The 17,814-nt window shown below is 72.1% G+C and carries 18 protein-coding genes; 10 read left to right on the top strand and 8 right to left on the bottom strand.

Annotation, left to right across the window (positions count from 1 at the left end; translation table 11 throughout):
- Nucleotides 1-104: 104 nt before the first annotated feature.
- Genes tsaB through ACZ5D2_RS21600 form a run of 5 tightly spaced genes read left to right on the top strand, consistent with a single transcriptional unit; the run spans nt 105 to nt 3,441 of the window.
- Entirely contained in the window at nt 105-767 is a 663-nt protein-coding gene (gene tsaB, locus ACZ5D2_RS21580) for a tRNA (adenosine(37)-N6)-threonylcarbamoyltransferase complex dimerization subunit type 1 TsaB (protein WP_468931152.1), read from the top strand.
- A complete protein-coding gene (gene rimI / locus ACZ5D2_RS21585; protein WP_371677109.1) occupies nt 764-1,300 on the top strand; it encodes a ribosomal protein S18-alanine N-acetyltransferase in 537 nt (178 codons plus the stop codon). Before tsaB ends, rimI begins: the two co-directional genes overlap by 4 nt.
- The gene (gene tsaD, locus ACZ5D2_RS21590; RefSeq protein WP_468931156.1) at nt 1,293-2,462 is read left to right on the top strand and encodes a tRNA (adenosine(37)-N6)-threonylcarbamoyltransferase complex transferase subunit TsaD; all 1,170 of its coding nucleotides are present in this window, start codon (nt 1,293-1,295) and stop codon (nt 2,460-2,462) included. Before rimI ends, tsaD begins: the two co-directional genes overlap by 8 nt.
- A complete protein-coding gene (locus ACZ5D2_RS21595; protein WP_371677107.1) occupies nt 2,459-2,731 on the top strand; it encodes a hypothetical protein in 273 nt (90 codons plus the stop codon). The genes tsaD and ACZ5D2_RS21595 overlap by 4 nt, the downstream gene beginning before the upstream one ends.
- Before the next feature lie 47 nt (nt 2,732-2,778).
- On the top strand, nt 2,779-3,441 hold the full coding sequence (locus tag ACZ5D2_RS21600; RefSeq protein ID WP_468931160.1) for a hypothetical protein: 663 nt from the start codon (nt 2,779-2,781) through the stop codon (nt 3,439-3,441).
- Here the strand turns inward: ACZ5D2_RS21600 and ACZ5D2_RS21605 are convergent.
- Entirely contained in the window at nt 3,438-4,640 is a 1,203-nt protein-coding gene (locus tag ACZ5D2_RS21605; RefSeq protein WP_468931163.1) for a THUMP-like domain-containing protein, read from the bottom strand. The two genes, ACZ5D2_RS21600 and ACZ5D2_RS21605, sit on opposite strands and share 4 nt — an antisense overlap.
- 90 nt (nt 4,641-4,730) lie before the next feature.
- Between ACZ5D2_RS21605 and ACZ5D2_RS21610 the strand changes: the two genes are divergently transcribed.
- Both ACZ5D2_RS21610 and ACZ5D2_RS21615 read left to right on the top strand, forming a co-directional pair.
- On the top strand, nt 4,731-5,672 hold the full coding sequence (locus tag ACZ5D2_RS21610; RefSeq protein ID WP_468931166.1) for a polysaccharide deacetylase family protein: 942 nt from the start codon (nt 4,731-4,733) through the stop codon (nt 5,670-5,672).
- Nucleotides 5,672-6,562 (top strand): polysaccharide deacetylase family protein, encoded by an 891-nt coding sequence (locus ACZ5D2_RS21615; protein WP_371677103.1) that lies wholly within the window; start codon nt 5,672-5,674, stop codon nt 6,560-6,562. Before ACZ5D2_RS21610 ends, ACZ5D2_RS21615 begins: the two co-directional genes overlap by 1 nt.
- 679 nt (nt 6,563-7,241) lie before the next feature.
- Here the strand turns inward: ACZ5D2_RS21615 and ACZ5D2_RS21620 are convergent.
- Complete coding sequence (locus ACZ5D2_RS21620; RefSeq protein WP_371677102.1) at nt 7,242-8,018, bottom strand: alpha/beta fold hydrolase; 777 nt, start codon at nt 8,016-8,018, stop codon at nt 7,242-7,244.
- Nucleotides 8,019-8,101: 83 nt separating this feature from the next.
- On the opposite strand from ACZ5D2_RS21620, the gene ACZ5D2_RS21625 reads away from it, so the two are divergent.
- Nucleotides 8,102-8,641 (top strand): PadR family transcriptional regulator, encoded by a 540-nt coding sequence (locus tag ACZ5D2_RS21625; protein ID WP_371677101.1) that lies wholly within the window; start codon nt 8,102-8,104, stop codon nt 8,639-8,641.
- A 742-nt stretch (nt 8,642-9,383) separates the two neighbouring features.
- Here ACZ5D2_RS21625 and ACZ5D2_RS21630 read toward each other — a convergent pair.
- The 5 genes from ACZ5D2_RS21630 to ACZ5D2_RS21650 form a co-directional block, all read right to left on the bottom strand.
- Nucleotides 9,384-10,784, bottom strand: coding sequence for an FtsW/RodA/SpoVE family cell cycle protein (locus tag ACZ5D2_RS21630; protein WP_371677100.1), 1,401 nt, complete (start codon nt 10,782-10,784; stop codon nt 9,384-9,386).
- Entirely contained in the window at nt 10,772-12,004 is a 1,233-nt protein-coding gene (locus tag ACZ5D2_RS21635) for an LCP family protein (protein WP_371677099.1), read from the bottom strand. The genes ACZ5D2_RS21630 and ACZ5D2_RS21635 overlap by 13 nt, the downstream gene beginning before the upstream one ends.
- Nucleotides 12,005-12,093: 89 nt before the next feature.
- The gene (locus ACZ5D2_RS21640) at nt 12,094-13,467 is read right to left on the bottom strand and encodes a sensor histidine kinase (protein ID WP_468931173.1); all 1,374 of its coding nucleotides are present in this window, start codon (nt 13,465-13,467) and stop codon (nt 12,094-12,096) included.
- A complete protein-coding gene (locus ACZ5D2_RS21645; protein ID WP_468931176.1) occupies nt 13,460-14,140 on the bottom strand; it encodes a response regulator transcription factor in 681 nt (226 codons plus the stop codon). The genes ACZ5D2_RS21640 and ACZ5D2_RS21645 overlap by 8 nt, the downstream gene beginning before the upstream one ends.
- A gap of 27 nt (nt 14,141-14,167) precedes the next feature.
- Nucleotides 14,168-14,602, bottom strand: coding sequence for a DUF6234 family protein (locus tag ACZ5D2_RS21650; RefSeq protein ID WP_371677096.1), 435 nt, complete (start codon nt 14,600-14,602; stop codon nt 14,168-14,170).
- Between the two features lie 302 nt (nt 14,603-14,904).
- Here ACZ5D2_RS21650 and groES point away from each other — a divergent pair, with 302 nt between their 5' ends.
- Both groES and groL read left to right on the top strand, forming a co-directional pair.
- Entirely contained in the window at nt 14,905-15,213 is a 309-nt protein-coding gene (gene groES, locus ACZ5D2_RS21655) for a co-chaperone GroES (RefSeq protein ID WP_008739621.1), read from the top strand.
- A 136-nt stretch (nt 15,214-15,349) separates the two neighbouring features.
- Nucleotides 15,350-16,978: a chaperonin GroEL gene (gene groL, locus ACZ5D2_RS21660; RefSeq protein WP_371677095.1), complete on the top strand. Its 1,629-nt coding sequence runs from the start codon at nt 15,350-15,352 to the stop codon at nt 16,976-16,978.
- Between the two features lie 113 nt (nt 16,979-17,091).
- Here groL and ACZ5D2_RS21665 read toward each other — a convergent pair whose 3' ends face one another.
- Nucleotides 17,092-17,790 (bottom strand): ester cyclase, encoded by a 699-nt coding sequence (locus tag ACZ5D2_RS21665; protein ID WP_371677094.1) that lies wholly within the window; start codon nt 17,788-17,790, stop codon nt 17,092-17,094.
- Nucleotides 17,791-17,814: the final 24 nt, after the last annotated feature.

Genomic DNA, 17,814 nt, shown 5'->3' on the forward strand with positions numbered 1-17,814 from the left:
CCCGGGAGTGGGCCCCCGGTCGTATCCCCGGTCGAAAGGTAGCAGCCGGGCTCCGCCGTGACCGGCCGCAAGGCCCCGGGGCCCGGGAGTCGTAGGCTGTTCGCGTGCTCTTGCTTGCCGTAGATACCGCCACGCCCGCCGTCACCGTCGCCCTGCACGACGGGGAGGCCGTCCTCGCCGAGTCGAACCAGGTCGACGCCCGCCGCCACGGGGAGCTCCTGCTCCCCTCCGTCGACGCGGTCCTCGCCGAGGCCGGGGTGAAGCTCGAAGCCGTCACCGGCATCGTCGTCGGCGTCGGCCCCGGCCCCTACACGGGACTGCGCGTCGGCCTGGTCACCGCCTCCACCTTCGCCTCCGTCCTCGGCGTCCCCGTGCACGGCGTGTGCACCCTCGACGGGCTCGCCTACGCCGCCGGCGCCGCCGGGGTCGAAGGCCCCTTCACCGTCGCCACCGACGCGCGGCGCAAGGAGGTCTACTGGGCGCGCTACGAGGACCCGCGCACCCGGACCGGCGAGCCCGCCGTCGACCGCCCCGCCGACATCGCCGAGCGCGTGGCCGGCCTGCCGGCCGTCGGCCAGGGCGCGCAGCTCTACCCCGAGGTGTTCACCGACGCGCGCGGCCCCGTACACCAGTCGGCGGCCGCCCTGGCGGGCCTCGCGGCGGAGCGGCTCGCGCAGGGCGGGACGTTCCTGCCGCCGACGCCCCTCTACCTGCGCCGGCCCGACGCGCAGGTCCCCAAGAACTACAAGGTGGTCACCCCGCAGTGACGGCCGTGACCGCGGTGCTCCGGGAGATGCGCTGGTGGGACATCGAGCCCGTGCTGGAGCTGGAGCACGAGCTGTTCCCCGATGACGCCTGGTCCGCCGGGATGTTCTGGTCCGAGCTCACCCACGCGCGCGGACCGCGGGCCACCCGCCGCTACGTCGTCGCCGAAGACCCCGCCGACGGCCGCCTCGTCGGCTACGCGGGGCTCGCCGCCGCCGGAGACCTGGGCGACGTACAGACCATCGCGGCCGCCCGCGACCAGTGGGGCACCGGGCTCGGCGCCCGGCTGCTGACCGAACTGCTGCGCGCCGCCACCGACTTCGAGTGCGCCGAGGTGCTGCTGGAGGTCCGGGTGGACAACACCCGCGCCCAGCGGCTCTACGAACGCTTCGGCTTCGAGCCGATCGGATTCCGGCGCGGCTACTACCAGCCGGGCAACGTCGACGCGCTCGTGATGCGCCTGACCGACCCCGCACAGACGAAGACCGACCCTCAGCAACCTGAGCACCCTGAGAGCAGTGAGACCCATGGCTGACGAACCGCTCGTCCTCGGCATCGAGACCTCTTGCGACGAGACCGGCGTCGGCGTCGTCCGCGGCACCACCCTGCTCGCGGACGCGATCGCGTCGAGCGTCGACGAGCACGCCCGCTTCGGCGGGGTCGTGCCCGAGGTGGCCTCCCGGGCCCACCTGGAGGCGATGGTCCCGACCATCGAACGCGCCCTGAAGGAGGCCGGGGTCAGCGCCCGCGACCTCGACGGCATCGCCGTCACGGCCGGTCCGGGCCTCGCGGGGGCACTCCTGGTGGGCGTCTCGGCGGCGAAGGCGTACGCGTACGCGCTGGGCAAGCCGCTCTACGGGGTCAACCACCTGGCCTCGCACATCTGCGTCGACCAGCTGGAACACGGGCCGCTGCCGGAGCCGACCATGGCCCTGCTGGTGTCCGGCGGGCACTCCTCGCTGCTGCTCGCCCCCGACATCACCAGTGACGTCCGGCCGCTCGGCGCGACCATCGACGACGCGGCGGGCGAGGCCTTCGACAAGATCGCCCGGGTGCTCCAGCTGGGCTTCCCCGGCGGTCCGGTCATCGACCGGCTCGCGCGCGAGGGCGACCCCAAGGCGATCAACTTCCCGCGCGGGCTGACGGGGCCGCGCGACGCGGCGTACGACTTCTCCTTCTCCGGCCTCAAGACGGCGGTGGCCCGCTGGATCGAGGCCAAGCGCAAGGCGGGCGAGGAGGTCCCGGTGCGCGACGTCGCGGCGTCCTTCCAGGAGGCCGTGGTGGACGTGCTGACGCGCAAGGCGATCCGCGCGTGCAAGGACGAGGGCGTGGACCACCTGATGATCGGCGGCGGCGTGGCCGCCAACTCGCGGCTGCGCTCGCTCGCCCAGGAGCGCTGCGACGACGCCGGGATCATCCTGCGGGTGCCGCGGCCGAAGCTGTGCACGGACAACGGCGCGATGGTCGCGGCGCTGGGCGCGGAGATGGTCAAGCGGAACCGGCCGGCCTCCGACTGGGACCTGTCCGCCGACTCCTCCCTGCCGGTGACGGACCCGCACGTGCCGGGGACGTCCCACGAGCACGGGGGCGGACACGGACACGAGCACGAGGGCGGCCATGGACACGGCCACGAGGGCGGACACGGCCACGATCACGACCACGTGCACGAGCTGAGCAAGGACAACCTGTACTCGTGAGCACCGTCGCCCTGATGTGGGAGGCGCGGGCCGCCACCGGCCGCGGCAACGAGCTGCTGGAGTGGGCCCGCGCGCAGGTCCTGGCCCGGGAACCGGTGCGCCGCGAGATCCTGCGGGCCCCCCAGGACCGGGTCCTCGTCATCACCTGGTGGGAGGCCCCCGAGGGGGTCGCGGCGGAGCTGCCCGAACTGCCCGAGCCGGCCGCGGACCTGATCACCCGGGCCGTGCACCGCTGGCGGTTCGAGTCGGTCGAGGTCAGCGGCGGCTGAGGCGGGCGTCGAGCGGGGCTGGAGCGGCCGGGTCTACGGTCATGCCCATGCCTAGCCGTGAGCTCCCGCCCCCGCCGCCGCCCGCGCACCTGCGCGAGTGGCTGGACGAGACCGTCGTACGGGCCGACCGCGCGCGCTTCCTCGCCGACCTGAGCCGGCGCGGCCTGGCCCCGGGGCGGCTGGCCCTGCTCTGGGCGGTGGCGGCGGCCTTCGCGCTCGGCTGGGCGTTCGTCGGCCTGGCCGTGACCTCCTTCGAGGCCGCCGACCCCGTGGAGTCCCTGTTCGGGGCCGTCTTCGTCGCGACCGCGGTGGGCGTGCTGGTGCCCGCCGGGATCTGGTTCGTACGGGGTGCCCGGTGGGAGCGGCGCGAGCACGAGCTGCTGTGCGACTGGATCGAGGCCGGCCGGGAGCCCGTCGTCGACCCCGCGCTGCGGGCACCGGTACGGAGCCTGGTGTGGCTGGCCGCCTCCCTGGCCCTGGGCGCCTGCGGGCTCTGGACCGCCTTCGCGGCGGCGGCCGGGGCGCGGCCCGGCGCCACGGCGTACGGGGAGGTCGTCGGCTTCGTGGGGCTCGGCATGATCCTGTGGATCACCGGGCTGCTGGGCGCGGCCAAGGCCGTCACCCACCGCCGCTGGGCGGCCCGCGCCGGCCGCCCCGCCCCGGCGGCGGCCGCCCGCCGCGGGTCGGTCCTGTCGGACGTGGCGGGTTAGACCGTCCCCGTCCCCGTCCCCGTCTCCTGGCCGGCCGGTGATCCGATCAGCATCGACGGAGCGCCGCCCACCCGGGTGAGGAAGACCGTCGCCGCGTTCGGCCCCTGGGGCTTCACCTTCTTGCGGAGCTCCTCCGGCTCGATCGCCGAGCCGCGCTTCTTCACCGTCAGGATCCCGACCCCGCGCTCGCGCAGCAGCGCCCTCAGCTTCTTCAGCCCGAAGGGCAGCACGTCGGTGATCTCGTACGCGGTCGCGTACGGCGTCGGGCGCAGCTCGTCGGCGGTGACGTAGGCGATGGTCGGGTCGACGAGCCGGCCGTCCAGCTCCGCGGCCACCTCGGCGACGAGGTGCGCGCGGATCACGGCCCCGTCGGGCTCGTAGAGGTAGCGGCCCACCGGGCCCGCCTCCGGATCCGGCAGCGGATCGGCGGTCAGCAGCTCGCGGGGCCCGGGCAGCAGGGTGGCGCGGACCGTGCCCGGGGCGGTGCCGAACCACAGCACGGCCTCCTTCACGTCCCCGTGGTCGGAGATCCACTCGGCCTCGGCCTCCGCCGGGACCGCCTCGTGCGGGATCCCGGGGGCGATCTTGATGGCGGCGTGCTTCGCGCCCCGGGCGGTCTCCACGGCCCAGGACAGCGGGGGCGAGTACGACTCCGGGTCGAAGATCCGGCCGCGCCCGCCGCGCCGGGCCGGGTCGATGAAGACGGCCTCGTACGAGGACACGTCCACCTCCGTCACGTCCGCCTCGCGGACCTCGATCAGGTCCGCCAGTCCCAGCGCCTCGGCGTTGGCCCGGGCGACGGCCACCGTCAGCGGGTCGAGGTCCACCGCCAGCACCCGGATCCCGAGCCGGGCCAGCGCCAGGGCGTCCCCGCCGATCCCGCAGCACAGGTCCGCGACGCTCCGTACGCCCAGCGCCGCGAGCCGCCCGGCGCGGTACGAGGCCACCGACGCGCGGGTGGCCATCTCGCCGCCGCCGGGCGTGAAGTACATCCGGAACGCGTCCTCGGCCCCGAACTTCGCCACCGCCCGCTGCCGCAGGCGGGCCTGCCCGAGCGCCGCCGACACCAGCGGGGCGGGGTGTTCGCGGCGCAGCCGGGTGGCGACGGCGAGCTCCTGGCCGGGGTCGTAGTCGCGGAGGGAGTCGAGGAGCGCGCGGCCCTCGGGGGCGAGCAGTGCGGCGAAGTCTTCGGGGGTCACCGTCCCATTGTCGGCCAGCCGGGGGAAGGGCGGCCTCCGGCCGTGGTGTCGGCTGCCGAGGGGCGGTGCGCGGTGTAAGGATCCGCTGCTATGCAGCTAGTACGACAAAAGGGAAATACTGCGCAGTATGGTCACCGGTTCGCGCCCCGCCCGCGCGGCCGGTACGGGGTGGCAGTGGCCGCGCTGCTCGTCGCCGCCCTGGGCACGGGCTGCGGGGCCGCGGACCGGGCGGCACCGGCCAAGCCCAAGGCCGGCGAAGCGGGCCCCGGAGCGGCCGGCGCCCTCGCCAACGCCGCCGAGCAGGCCAAGGCCGCCCAGCAGGCCCGGATCGCCGCCGCGAAGAAGTGGGGCCTCCTCAAGACGCCGCTGCTGGCCCCGCCCGCACCGAAGACGAAGCACGAGATCACCACCCGTGAGGGCTTCGAGGTCGAGGACCAGGACGAATACCCGCCGGTCTTCACCACCGTCCCGACGGAGGACAAGGTCGTCTTCCTGACCATCGACGACGGCGCGGAGAAGGACCCCGAGTTCGTCAAGATGATGCAGGAACTGAAGATCCCGTACACGGCGTTCCTCAGCGACTACCTCGTCCGCGACAACTACCCGTACTTCAAGGGGATGCAGGACGCGGGGGTCACCCTCAACAACCACACGCTGAACCACCGCTACATGCCCGCGCTCTCCTACGAGAAGCAGCGCGAGGAGATCTGCGGCCAACAGGACACCATCCAGAAGCAGTTCGGCAAGCGCCCGACCCTCTTCCGGCCGCCGTACGGCAACTACAACCAGGACACCCTGCGCGCGGCCAAGTCCTGCGGCATCAAGGCGGTACCGCTGTGGAACGCGGAGGCCTTCGTGAACCGGATGGACTACCGCGAATGGGACCGGGACCTCCACCCCGGGGACATCATCCTGTCCCATTTCCGGGGCCGGGAGGACTGGAAGGGCACGATGCCTGACATGATCCGTCATGTCATGAAGACCGTCACGGACAAGGGGTACGCCGTGGCCCGCCTGGAGGATTACCTTTGATGTACGCGCGCCGGTTGGTAGCCGGGACGCTGACGGCCGGCGCGCTCGCGCTGTCCCTGACGGGGTGCGGGAACAGTGTGGATCCCATCGAGAGACTGGGCCGCAAGACCGCGACGGAGACGGGGACGGCCTCGGCCTCCCCGTCGGCGCGGCCCTCCGCGGCCCCGGGAGCCTCCGCGTCGGCGGGGACGCCGGCGGACGAGGCGTACAAGAAGTGGGGTCTGACCGCCCCCCTCCAGTACGCCCCCAAGCCCGCGCAGAAGCCCCAACTCCCCAAGGCCGCACCGGGGAAGCCGGTCGTCCTGGACCGAATACCCGTCCCCGCGACGGACAAGGTCGTCTTCCTGACCTTCGACGACGGCGCGGAGAAGGACCCCGAGTTCCTGAAGATGGCGGCCGAACTGAAGCTGCCGATCAGCATGTTCCTGACCGACAACATCGCGTCGGCGGACTACTCGTACTTCGAGAAGCTCCGCGACAACGGATCGGGCAGCACGGTCAACAACCACACGCTGACCCACCCGAACCTGCGCACGCTGCCCTTCGCGGCGCAGAAGAAGGAGATCTGCGGGCAGCAGGACCGCCTGGAGAAGCGCTTCGGCAAGCGCCCCACGTTCTTCCGGCCGCCGTACGGCAACTACAACGACGACACCCTCAAGGCAGCCTCCGAGTGCGGGATCTCCTCGGTCTTCCTGTGGCGTGAGTCGATGCAGATCAACGACTTCCAGTACAGCGAAGGCTCCGCCTTCAAGCCGGGCGACATCATCCTGGCCCACTTCCGCGGCCCGTCGGAGCTCAAGGGCACGACGGAAACCCAGATGACCACCCGCATGCTCCAGCACATCCAGCAGCAGGGCTACAAGATCGCCCGCCTGGAGGACTACGTGTAACGGGGCGCGGGCCCGGGGTGCTTGCCCTGCCCTGCCGGGGCCACGACGGCGTGCGGGACGCGGTGGCCCCTCGCGCCCGGCGGAGCAGGGCCCCCGGCCGGGGGCCGGGGGGCGGCGGGACTTCGGCCGGGCGGGATCGCAGCAGGGCTGGGGGCTTCCCGCCAGTCCATCGTCCTTCCGCGCCGTGCCGGTCCGTCAAGGGCGCTCCCTGCGGTCGCGTCGCTTCGCGATGGCCTTCGGCCACCCTTGACCGACCGTCCCGCCACGGAACGCCAAAGACTGTCGGGAAGCCCCCAGGGGGATGGTCAGGGGGCAAGCGCGGCAGGAACCGCCGCATCAGCGAAGCGGCGGGCCGCCTGCGGCCAGGTGCGTCCCGGATACGGGCCCGTCGGTCCCGTAATCAGAGCCGGGGGTTGTCCTGCCTGCACGAAACGGCGACCAGACCGTCCTGCGGAGCACCCACACGCGCCAGATCGCTACGCGCTCCTCATCGCTTGGCGTCCGCTGGCCGTCCGGGGCCGATACCCGCACGGAAGGACGACCGGCCGGAGAGGTCCGGGCAGGCGACAGGCGGGATCTTGCCTCCGCGCGGCCGACTGCGCGGCGCGGATGATCGCGCAGCGGTTGGAGCCGCACCGGCGTCGGTCCCGGCGAGTGTGCTCCTGCCCGTAACGCGCGCTCAGGTCTCACGCAGGGCGTGCGCGGTGGCCCGCGCGAAGGCTTCCGGGTTGTCCAGCATGATGTTGTGCCCGCAGTCCGGGATCGACACCACCTCGACTCCCGCTTCGGCGAGTTCCTGCGCGCCGGGAAGCGGCTGGTCGGCCTCCGGCCGCAGGTAGGCGCGCGGGATCGGCAGGGCCAGCAGCGTGTCGCGTAGGGCGGGCTCGGTGCCGAGGGCCCGGTGCGTCGCGCTGCGGTGCAGCGCCTCGCGCCCGGCCAGCCGCATGGTGGACCACCAGTGCGGCCCGGCGTCCTCGCGAACCCGGCGCCACCCGCAGACCAGGAACTCCTCCTCCGTATAGGCGGCGATGCCGCTCACCCCGGGCCGGCCGTGAGCTACGGGCACCGGGTCGAGGGCGGCGTCGACCAGGACGAGTCGGCCGACCAGGTGCGGGTGGCGGGCGGCCAGCACGATGGCCACCGCGCCGCCCATGCTGTGCCCGATGACGTCCGCTGTCTGGACCTCGGCCGCCTCCAGGGCCGCCGCCACGGTGTCGGCATGGTCCTCCAGGGTGTAGGCGAAGTCGGTGGGGCGGTCGCTGATGCCGAAGCCCAGCAGGTCGACCAGCAGCGAGCGGTGGCCGGCCAGGGCGGGGTGCGCGGCGGAGGCCGCGAAGTACGGCGCGGCGGAGGCGCCGAGCCCGTGCAGGTAGACGCGGGTGGCACGGCGGGGGTCTCCGGGCAGCTCCACCCAGCGGATTCGCGCCCCTTCGGGGGTCACCTGAGCGTCACGCACGACTCCTCCTCCATCCATCCGAAAGCATCGCCGAGACTATACATCGGATCCGATATATAGAGGGGTTGAGGCATGATGGCGTGGTGTTGGAACTGGCGATCCTGGGCTTCCTGTACGAGCAGCCGCTGCACGGCTACGAGCTGAAGCGGCGCGTCGCGCATCTCACCGGCCATGTCCGGCCCATCGCTGACGGCACGCTCTATCCGGCCATCAAGCGACTGGAGAAGGCCGGGCTGCTGAGCCGGCAGACCGAGCCCGGCACCCGGGCGGCGCCCCGACATGTCCTCACCCTGACCGGCGCGGGCCGGGACGACCTGCGCCGACGCCTGCGTGAGGCCGACGGCGTCGAGATCAGCGACGAGAACCACTGGTTCACCGTCCTGGCCTTCCTGGGCCAGCTGGAGGATCCCGACCAGCAAGCGGCGGTCCTCCGCCGCCGCCGGACCTTCCTTCAGGAGCCGAGCAGCTTCTTCTACGAGGGTGAACGGCCGCTCGGTGCGGAGGAGTTCGATGACCCCTTCCGTCAGGGCTTGCTGACCATCGCCCGCGCCACCAGCCGCACCGAGCTGCACTGGTTGGACACCACCCTGAAGGCGCTCACCTCCGAGGCTGACACGAACTGACGCTCCAGGGCGGCGGTCGGGTCGCGATGCGACACGACACGGCGGGCGGCGACCTGGAGGCCAGTGACCGGCGCCGAGACGTGAGGAGCGCGTAGCGATCTGACGCGCCCACCGACTCCCAGGTCTTTCTGGTCGTCCTTGCGTGCGGGTAGCGGCCCCGGACGGCCGCCGGACGCCAAGCGATGAGGAGCGCGTAGCGATCTGGTGCGGCTGGGTGCGCCGTAGGGCGATGTGGTCGCCGTTTCGTGCGGGTAAGCCGCTCCCGGCGCCGAAAGAGCGACGAGTGGGCCCGTATCTCGGGTGCACCTGGCCGCAGGCGGCCCGGCGCTTCGCTGATGCGGCCGCCCCTGCTGCTCCTGCCCCCTGACCATCCCCCTGGGGGCTTCCCGACGGTCTTTGGCATTCCGGGACGGGCCGGTCGGTCAAGGGTGGCCGAAGGCCATCGCGAAGCGACGCGACGAAGGAGCGCCCTTGAGGGACCGGACCGGCACGGAAGGACAGTGGACTGGCGGGAAGCCCCCAGTCCTGCTCTGATCCGGGCCGGCAGGGCCCCGCTGCTCCTGGACCCCGGCAGGGGTTCCTGGCCCGTCGGGGGTGGGGCCGGCCGGTTGCCGCTCGCCCCTGTGGTCCCGCCGTCTGCGCGACGGCGAAGCGCCACCGCCCGCACCCGGGAGGCGGGTGGGCAGGCGCCGAGGAGCGGGGCGGGGCCGAGGGGGGAAAGCGGGCCCGACGGGTGCCCCCCTCACCGCCCCGCCGCCACCATCGGCGTGATCGTTGTTTCCGCCGGGCCGTGGGCGTCCGCCTCGCGTTGGCGTTCCGCGCTGTCGCTGATGCGGAGGAGGAGGGCGATCATGATCCAGTTGGCCAGGAGGGAGGAGCCGCCCTTCGCCAGGAAGGGCAGGGCCTTGCCGGTCAGGGGGATCAGCCCGGTGACGCCGCCCGCCACCACGAAGACCTGGAGCGCGAGCGCCGAGGCCAGGCCGACCGCCAGGAGCTTGCCGAACGGGTCGCGCGCGGCCAGAGCCATCCGCAGGCCCCGCTGCACGAGGAGGGCGTAGAGGATCAGGACGGCCATGACGCCGGCCAGGCCCAGTTCCTCGCCGACCGTCGTCAGGATGAAGTCGCTGCGGCCCGCGAACTTGATCAGCTCGGGGTGGCCCAGCCCCAGGCCGGTGCCCGAGACGCCGCCGGTGCCGAAGCTGAACAGCGCCTGTGCCGACTGGTCGGAGGTGACGCCCGGCGGGCGGTCCTTCCAGTAGTAGGAGAGCGGGTTCAGCCACGCCGCCACGCGGGCCTTCACGTGCGGCTCGGTCGCCCCCACCGCGAAGGCGCCCACCGCCGCCATGAACAGACCGCACACGATCCAGCTGGTGCGCTCGGTGGCCACGTAGAGCATCACCACGAAGACGCCGAAGAAGATCAGCGAGGTGCCCAGGTCGCGCTCGAAGACGAGGACGAGCATGGACAGGACCCACACCGTGACGATCGGGCCGAGCTGACGCATCGGGGGCATCCGCATGCCCAGGAACTTCCGGCCCGTCAGGGCCAGGGAATCCCGGTGGATGACCAGGTAGCCCGCGAAGAAGATCGCGATCATGATCTTCACGAATTCGCCGGGCTGGACCGAGAAGCCGAAGAGGATGATCCAGCGTTTCGCGCCGTACGTGTCCGCGCCGAAGAACGCCGGCGCGATCAGCAGTACCAGTGCGACGGCCATCGTGATGTAGATGAACCGCTGGAGCAGCCGGTGGTCACGCAGCAGCGCCACCACCAGGATGCAGGCGGCGACCCCGACCACCGTCCACATCAGCTGGCCCGGCGCGTTCGCCTCGGAGCCGTACCGCTCGATGTACCCCTGGTCGAGGCGGTGGATCAGCACCAGGCCGAGCCCGGTCAGCAGCATGGCGAGCGGGAAGATCAGCGGGTCGGCGTACGGCGCGAACCGGCGGATGCCCAGGTGTCCCACGAGGGACAGCAGCGTCAGGCTGATGACGAAGCTGACGAGCTGCTGCGGCAGCTCCCCGTTCATCGCCAGCCCGGCGCTCACGTGGCCGAAGACGGCGATGCCGATGACGAGGAGCAGGAGCAGTGCTTCGGTGCGCCGGCGCGCACCCGACACCGTCTGGGGCCTCAGTCCACGCACGGGACGCCGCCGCCGTCGATGGTTCCGGGCTGCTCCGCGGGGGAAGGGGGTGCCGGCGGTGACGCGGCGGGGGAGGACGAAGAGGAGGGAGGGGCCGGGGAGGAAGGTGAGGAGGCGGCGCCCGGTGCACTCGGGGTCGCAGTGGCCTGAGGACCGATCTGCTCTGCAATGAGGCGCTTTATCTTCATATCATCTACGACGTTGATGTCCTCCCCATGGTTCCTTCCGAACCCCTCCACGGGGAGTGTCGTAAATTGCACTTTTCCCCCGGACAGGTTCTTCGCCTGCTTCACGAAGGCCAGCAGATCCCAGCCCGCGTCGGTCACGACGTCCTGTTTCGCGGTGTCGATCAGCTTGAGCAGCTTCACCGGGTCCGTGAAGGTCCCGGCCGAGTTCAGCTTCTGCGTGGCGCCCGCCAGGAACGCCTGCTGCCGCTTCGTCCGGTCCAGGTCGCCCATCTCCAGCCCGTGCCGCTGCCGTACGAAGGCGAGGGACTGGGCGCCGTTGAGGGTCTGGCGGCCCGCGGGGAAGTCGGCGCCCGAGTACTTGTCCTTCACCGGCTTCCTCAGGCACACCGGTACGCCGTCCAGCGCGTCGGCCAGGTGGTAGAAACCGGCCAGGTTGAGCTCGGCGAAGTGATCGACCGGGACGCCCAGGAAGGCGCGCACCGTGTCGATCTGGGCCTTGCGCCCCGCCTCGCGCCCCTCCCGTTCCAGCCGTCGCCGGTCGTTCACGCCCTGCGCGGAGAGCTGGTCCTCCTTCGCCGCCTTCGCCAGCCCGTACGCCTTCTTGATCTTGTCTTTCCCGTGGCCGGGCACGCCGGAGATGTCCACGAAGTCGTCGCGCGGTATGGAGAAGGCCTTCGCCTTGCCGCCGTCGCCCGGCACGTGCAGCAGGATCATGGTGTTGGCGTTGTAGCCGCCGATGTCCGAATTGCCCGCGTGCAGCTTGTCGAGGACCTCCTCGGGCAGCTCGTCGCCATTCTGGTCGCGGCGGCTGTCCAGGCCGATGAGCAGGATGTTCAGGTCCCCGTGCGCCGACTTCTCGGCGCCCTCCAGGGCGCGGGAGCTGCCGATGCTCGACGCGAGGTCCCGGTAGAGGTACCAGGCCGTGCCGCCCGCCAACACCGTCAGGGCGCAGCCCGCGACGAGCAGCTTGCGGCCGATCCGCCGTGGCGGGCGCCTGCGGCGGCGGGCGGTCTTCCTGCGGTGCGCACTCATGCCAGCCGATCCTGGCCCAGTGGCCCTGAAGGAATCCTGAGTCCGGTGGCCACGCCCTCCTGGCCCCCTTCGGCCGCCCCTCGCCCCCTTCAGCCGCCCCGCGGCCCCGACGGGACCCGCAGCTCCAGCCGGGCGCCCGCGGCGCCCTCCCGGGCCGCCAGCGCGCGTACGTCGCCCCCGTGGGCCCGCGCGATCTCCCGGGCGATGGCCAGGCCCAGCCCGGTCCCGCCGCCGGCCCGCCCCCGGTCCGCGTCGAGGCGTACGAACCGCTCGAAGACCCGGTCCCGGTCCGCCTCCGGGATGCCCGGACCGTCGTCGGTGACCTCCAGCACCGCCCAGCCGTCGTCCTCGGCGACGGCCCGGACCAGGACCCCGGAGCGGGCGTACCGAAGGGCGTTGTCCACCAGGTTGGCCAGGGCCCGCTCCAGCCGCGCCGGATCCCCGTACGCCGGTACGGGCGCGGGCGCGGCCAGCCGCAGCGGTACCCGGGGCGCGGGCCGCCGGGCCGCGTCCTCGGCGGCGAGCAGCGCGAGGTCGACGGGCTCGGAGCGCGGCGCGGGTCCGCCGTCGAGGCGGGCCAGCAGCAGCAGGTCGGCGGCGATCCGCTGGAGCCGTTCGGTGTCGGCCAGCGCGGCGGACACCGACTCCCGGTCGGGACGCGGCCGGGCCAGGGCGACTTCCAGCCGGGCGCGGACGGCGGCCAGGGGGTTGCGCAGCTCGTGCGAGGCATCGGCGGTGAACTGGCGCTGGCGGGCGTCGGAGCGTTCCAGCCGGTCGAGGGTGTCGTTGACGGTCCGGGCCAGCCGGGCGATCTCGTCGGCGCCGCCGGGGTCGGGGACGCGCCGGTCGAGCTCGCTGGCGGTGACGGCGGCGAGTTCCGTACGGATGGCGGTGACGGGCCGCAGCGCCTGCCCGGTGACCCACCACGCCAGGGCCGCCGCGAAGGCGATCAGCGGGGGCGCGCCGGCGAGCAGTCCGAGGGCGATGGCGCGGGTGGCGTCGTCGACGTCGCTGAGCACCGTCATCGCGTAGACGGTGTAAGGGGGGTGCGGATCGCCGCCCGTGCCGGGGGCGGTGACGACGACGGCCACCCGCCGTTCCGCGCCGGGGCGCGCGGGGCCGAGCACGACGGAGCGGGAGTCCTGGCCCGGTGCGGGGCGCAGGGCGGCGAGGCCGGGGACGTCCTGCGGGCCCCCGCTGGTGGAGACCGTCCGCCCGGCCGCGTCCCGTACGAGGACCAGGTCCACGCCGCTCTCCGGCGCGGGCAGCCGCCCGCCGGGCGGCAGGGTGCGGGTGTCGAGCTGGGCGGCGACCTTGCGCGCGGCGAGTTCGGTGCGGCCGGTGGTGTTGTCGAGGAGGTTGGCGCGCATGAGGGTGTACAGCCACAGTCCGCCGCCGGCCAGGACGGCGGCCATCGCGAGGGCGGCCGCCAGGGCGGCCCGCGCGCGGACGCTGCTAACCACCGTCGGGGGCCATCCGGTAGCCGGTGCCGTGCACGGTGAGGATGGAGCGGCGGCCGAAGGGGGCGTCGATCTTCTTGCGCAGGGAGGAGACGTAGACCTCGACGATGTTCGGGTCGATGTCGTGGGGGGCGTCCCAGACCTCGTCGAGGATGTCCTGTTTGGCGACGGCCCGGCCGGGGCGCTCCATCAGGCAGGCGAGGACGCCGAGCTCGCGCGCGGTGAGTTCGATGTCGTGCGTGCCGCGGCGGCAGCGGCGGTCCTGCGGGTCGAGGACCAGGTCGCCGGCGCGCAGCACGGCGGGTTCGGGGGCGGCGGCGCGGCGGGCGAGGGCGCGCAGCCGGGCGCCGAGCACGACGAAGGAGAAGGGTTTGGTGAGGTAGTCGTCGGCGCCCGCGTCGAGGCCCTCGGCCTCGTCGTGCTCGCCGTCCTTGGCGGTCAGCATCAGGACGGGGGTGGGGACGCCGTGGGCGCGCATCCGGGCGCAGATCTCGGCGCCGCCGAGACCGGGGAGCATCAGGTCCAGGAGCACGGCGTCGTACGGGCCGCCGGTGAGGGCCAGTTCCAGGCCGCGGTGGCCGTCGTGGGCGACGTCCACGCGGTGGCCGTCGGCGGACAGGCCCTGGCGGAGGGATTCGGCCAGGTTCTCTTCGTCTTCGACCACGAGGATGCGCACGGCTTCCACTCTCACACACCGGCCGTCTCAACCGCCCGGACACTCGTGGTCGTCGCCGCCGCTGAAGCACTGGCCGTACGTGCCCCGGTACGGGGACGCCGGCGCGGGCGGATCGGACCGGAGCTGGTCGCGGGACTGGTGGGCCACGGCCGCGGTGCCCACGAGCAGGGCCGCGCACACCAGTGCCTGGACGCATCCGGTGACGGGCGCGCGGCGGCGGAAGGCGCGGCCGGAGACGACCCCGGCGGTCACGGCCGCCAGGACGAGTCCGCCCAGCAGCAGGACCAGGACCGTCCGGTCGTCGCCCCCGGTGCCCTGGGCGTCCCAGGCGGCGACGACCGCCACGTAGAGGCCGACGGCGACGGCCGCGGCCTCCAGCAGGGTCAGCAGCAGGGCGGTCGCGATGTCCGCGACCCAGTCGGATCCGGTGCGTGCGCGTTCGCCGTGTGTCGGTCTCGTCATGGGGGGCAGTCTCGTCCGCGGGCCGGTGCCGCCGCCTGAGTACGGATACCTACGCGTACCCACGGGTACCTCGCACGTGCCTTCGGATTCTCGGCCAAGGGGCGGCCGGATGACGACGCCGCGGGAGCTGGATTGGCACTCCGCTTGACCGAGTGCTAATCGCCGGAATAGTCTCGCGTCTGGCACTCGCCCCCGGTGAGTGCCAACACAGCGACAGGCAGATCCGGCACCCGCGACGACGGATCGACCTGGTCGCCACCTCAGACAGTTAACCCCGGATCTCCGAAGGGGGAGGTCGGATCGTGACGACCACCAGCTCCAAGGTTGCCATCAAGCCGCTTGAGGACCGCATCGTGGTCCAGCCGCTCGACGCCGAGCAGACCACGGCCTCTGGCCTGGTCATCCCGGACACCGCGAAGGAGAAGCCCCAGGAGGGCGTCGTCCTTGCCGTGGGCCCGGGCCGCTTCGAGGACGGCCAGCGTCTCCCGCTGGACGTCACCGTCGGCGACGTCGTCCTGTACTCCAAGTACGGCGGCACCGAAGTGAAGTACAACGGCGAGGAGTACCTCGTCCTCTCGGCCCGCGACGTGCTCGCGATCGTCGAGAAGTAATTCGCTTCTCCAGTTTTGCCTTGAGCTACGCCCCTGGTCACCCCTGCTGATGCCGGGCGGCGAGGGGCGTAGTTCGTTCTAGACAGGCGGTCGCGGTGAGCGGCCGGGGATCGCAACGAGAGGGCTGACCGCTCCCATGCCGAAGATTCTTAAGTTTGACGAGGACGCCCGTCGCGCCCTCGAGCGCGGTGTCAACAAGCTTGCCGACACGGTCAAGGTGACGATCGGCCCCAAGGGCCGCAACGTCGTCATCGACAAGAAGTTCGGCGCTCCCACCATCACCAACGACGGTGTCACCATCGCCCGCGAGGTCGAGCTGGACGACCCGTACGAGAACCTGGGCGCCCAGCTCGTGAAGGAGGTGGCGACCAAGACCAACGACATCGCGGGTGACGGCACCACCACCGCCACCGTGCTGGCCCAGGCGCTGGTCCGCGAGGGTCTGCGCAACGTCGCCGCCGGCGCCTCCCCGGCCGCCCTGAAGAAGGGCATCGACGCCGCGGTCAAGGCCGTGTCCGAGGACCTCCTCGCGACCGCCCGCCCGATCGAGGACAAGTCCGACATCGCCGCCGTGGCCGCGCTCTCCGCGCAGGACCAGCAGGTCGGCGAGCTCATCGCCGAGGCGATGGACAAGGTCGGCAAGGACGGTGTCATCACCGTCGAGGAGTCCAACGCCTTCGGCCTGGAGCTGGAGTTCACCGAGGGCATGGCCTTCGACAAGGGCTACCTCTCCCCGTACATGGTGACCGACCAGGAGCGTATGGAGGCCGTCCTCGACGACCCGTACATCCTGATCAACCAGGGCAAGATCTCCTCGATCCAGGACCTCCTGCCGCTGCTGGAGAAGGTCATCCAGGCCGGCGGCTCCCGCCCGCTGCTGATCATCGCCGAGGACGTCGAGGGCGAGGCGCTCTCCACCCTCGTCGTCAACAAGATCCGCGGCACCTTCAACGCGGTCGCGGTCAAGGCCCCCGGCTTCGGCGACCGCCGCAAGGCGATGCTGCAGGACATGGCCACCCTCACCGGTGCCACCGTCATCGCCGAGGAGGTCGGCCTCAAGCTCGACCAGGCCGGTCTGGACGTCCTCGGCTCCGCGCGCCGCGTGACCATCTCCAAGGACGACACGACCATCGTCGACGGTGGCGGCAACGCCGCTGACGTCGCGGGCCGCGTCAACCAGATCAAGGCCGAGATCGAGTCCACGGACTCCGACTGGGACCGCGAGAAGCTGCAGGAGCGCCTGGCGAAGCTCGCCGGCGGCGTCTGCGTCATCAAGGTCGGCGCCGCCACCGAGGTGGAGCTCAAGGAGAAGAAGCACCGCCTTGAGGACGCCATCTCGGCGACCCGCGCCGCGGTCGAGGAGGGCATCGTCTCCGGCGGTGGCTCCGCGCTCGTCCACGCCGTCAAGGTCCTCGACGGGAACCTCGGCCTGACCGGCGACGAGGGCACCGGCGTCTCCGTCGTGCGCCGCGCCGCCGTCGAGCCGCTGCGCTGGATCGCCGAGAACGCCGGCCTGGAGGGTTACGTCATCACCTCCAAGGTCGCCGAGCTCGAAAAGGGCCAGGGCTTCAACGCCGCCACCGGCGAGTACGGCGACCTGGTCAAGGCCGGCGTCATCGACCCGGTCAAGGTCACCCGCTCCGCGCTGGAGAACGCCGCTTCCATCGCCTCCCTGCTGCTCACGACCGAGACCCTGGTCGTCGAGAAGCCGGCCGAGGAAGAGGCCGACGCCGGTCACGGCCACGGTCACGGCCACAGCCACTGAGGCTGACGCCGCCTGACGCGTGAGAAGGCCCTGGTCACCGCTGCCCAGCGGGGGTGACCAGGGCCTCTTGCGTTCCTTGCCGTCGGCGCCTCCCGCGCCGTCCGGGCATCCGGTCAGCCGGGCATCATGCCCAGCTGCCGCATCAGACCGGGGGCGTCGTAGTACCACCAGTCCTCCGCGACCTGCCCGTTCTCGATCCGGCAGGTCATACATCCCGACATGCTGACTTCCTTGCCGGTCGGCGCGACCCCCATGAACTCGCCCTTGTGGGTGCCCTTCCAGTTCCACAGCGTGGTGACGCAGTCCCCTTCGGCGAGCTGGCGCGTCTTGTCGAACGTGAAGTCGAACGCGTCCCGCCACATGCCGATGGTCTGCCGCATCCCGTCCCGGCCGTTGCCGCGGCCCTCCGTGTCCATCATGTCGTGCGTGATGTAGTCGGCCGCGATGCACTCCTCGATGACGTCGAAGTTGCCCTTCACGGCGATCTCGTCGAAGACCCGGTTCGCGACCAGCTTGTTGAGGTACTCGTCCCGGACGACGTCGAGGTTCATGAACTTCGGCATTCCCTCGCAGAGGGCCACCATCTCCTGGAACATCCGGTCGGTCTCCGGGAGGTGAGAGTTCCTCATGGCCTCCTCGTAGGACGGGAATTCGACGAGGTCCACGTAGTGCGTCTGCGCGTCGCGGTCCCGGCCGATCATGGTGTGGGTGACCGTGCGCCTGCCGCTGGTCTGTTCCGCATAGCGGTCGATGAGCGCGTTCATCTCGTCGAACCGCTTCGTCTCGTAATCGATCACCTGTACGAATGTCATCGCGTCGCCTCCTGTGGTGGATGG

It is taken from the genome of Streptomyces sp. NPDC031479 (genome assembly GCF_055581065.1).

Excerpts from the sequence above, each read along its gene's own strand:
- ACZ5D2_RS21635 (WP_371677099.1), bottom strand. The coding sequence starts at position 12,004 with ATGAGTGCGCACCGCAGGAAGACCGCCCGCCGCCGCAGGCGCCCGCCA.
- ACZ5D2_RS21650 (WP_371677096.1), bottom strand. The coding sequence starts at position 14,602 with ATGACGAGACCGACACACGGCGAACGCGCACGCACCGGATCCGACTGG.
- ACZ5D2_RS21610 (WP_468931166.1), top strand. The coding sequence starts at position 4,731 with ATGCAGCTAGTACGACAAAAGGGAAATACTGCGCAGTATGGTCACCGG.
- ACZ5D2_RS21665 (WP_371677094.1), bottom strand. The coding sequence starts at position 17,790 with ATGACATTCGTACAGGTGATCGATTACGAGACGAAGCGGTTCGACGAG.
- ACZ5D2_RS21615 (WP_371677103.1), top strand. The coding sequence starts at position 5,672 with ATGTACGCGCGCCGGTTGGTAGCCGGGACGCTGACGGCCGGCGCGCTC.
- ACZ5D2_RS21600 (WP_468931160.1), top strand. The coding sequence starts at position 2,779 with ATGCCTAGCCGTGAGCTCCCGCCCCCGCCGCCGCCCGCGCACCTGCGC.
- tsaD (WP_468931156.1), top strand. The coding sequence starts at position 1,293 with ATGGCTGACGAACCGCTCGTCCTCGGCATCGAGACCTCTTGCGACGAG.
- groL (WP_371677095.1), top strand. The coding sequence starts at position 15,350 with ATGCCGAAGATTCTTAAGTTTGACGAGGACGCCCGTCGCGCCCTCGAG.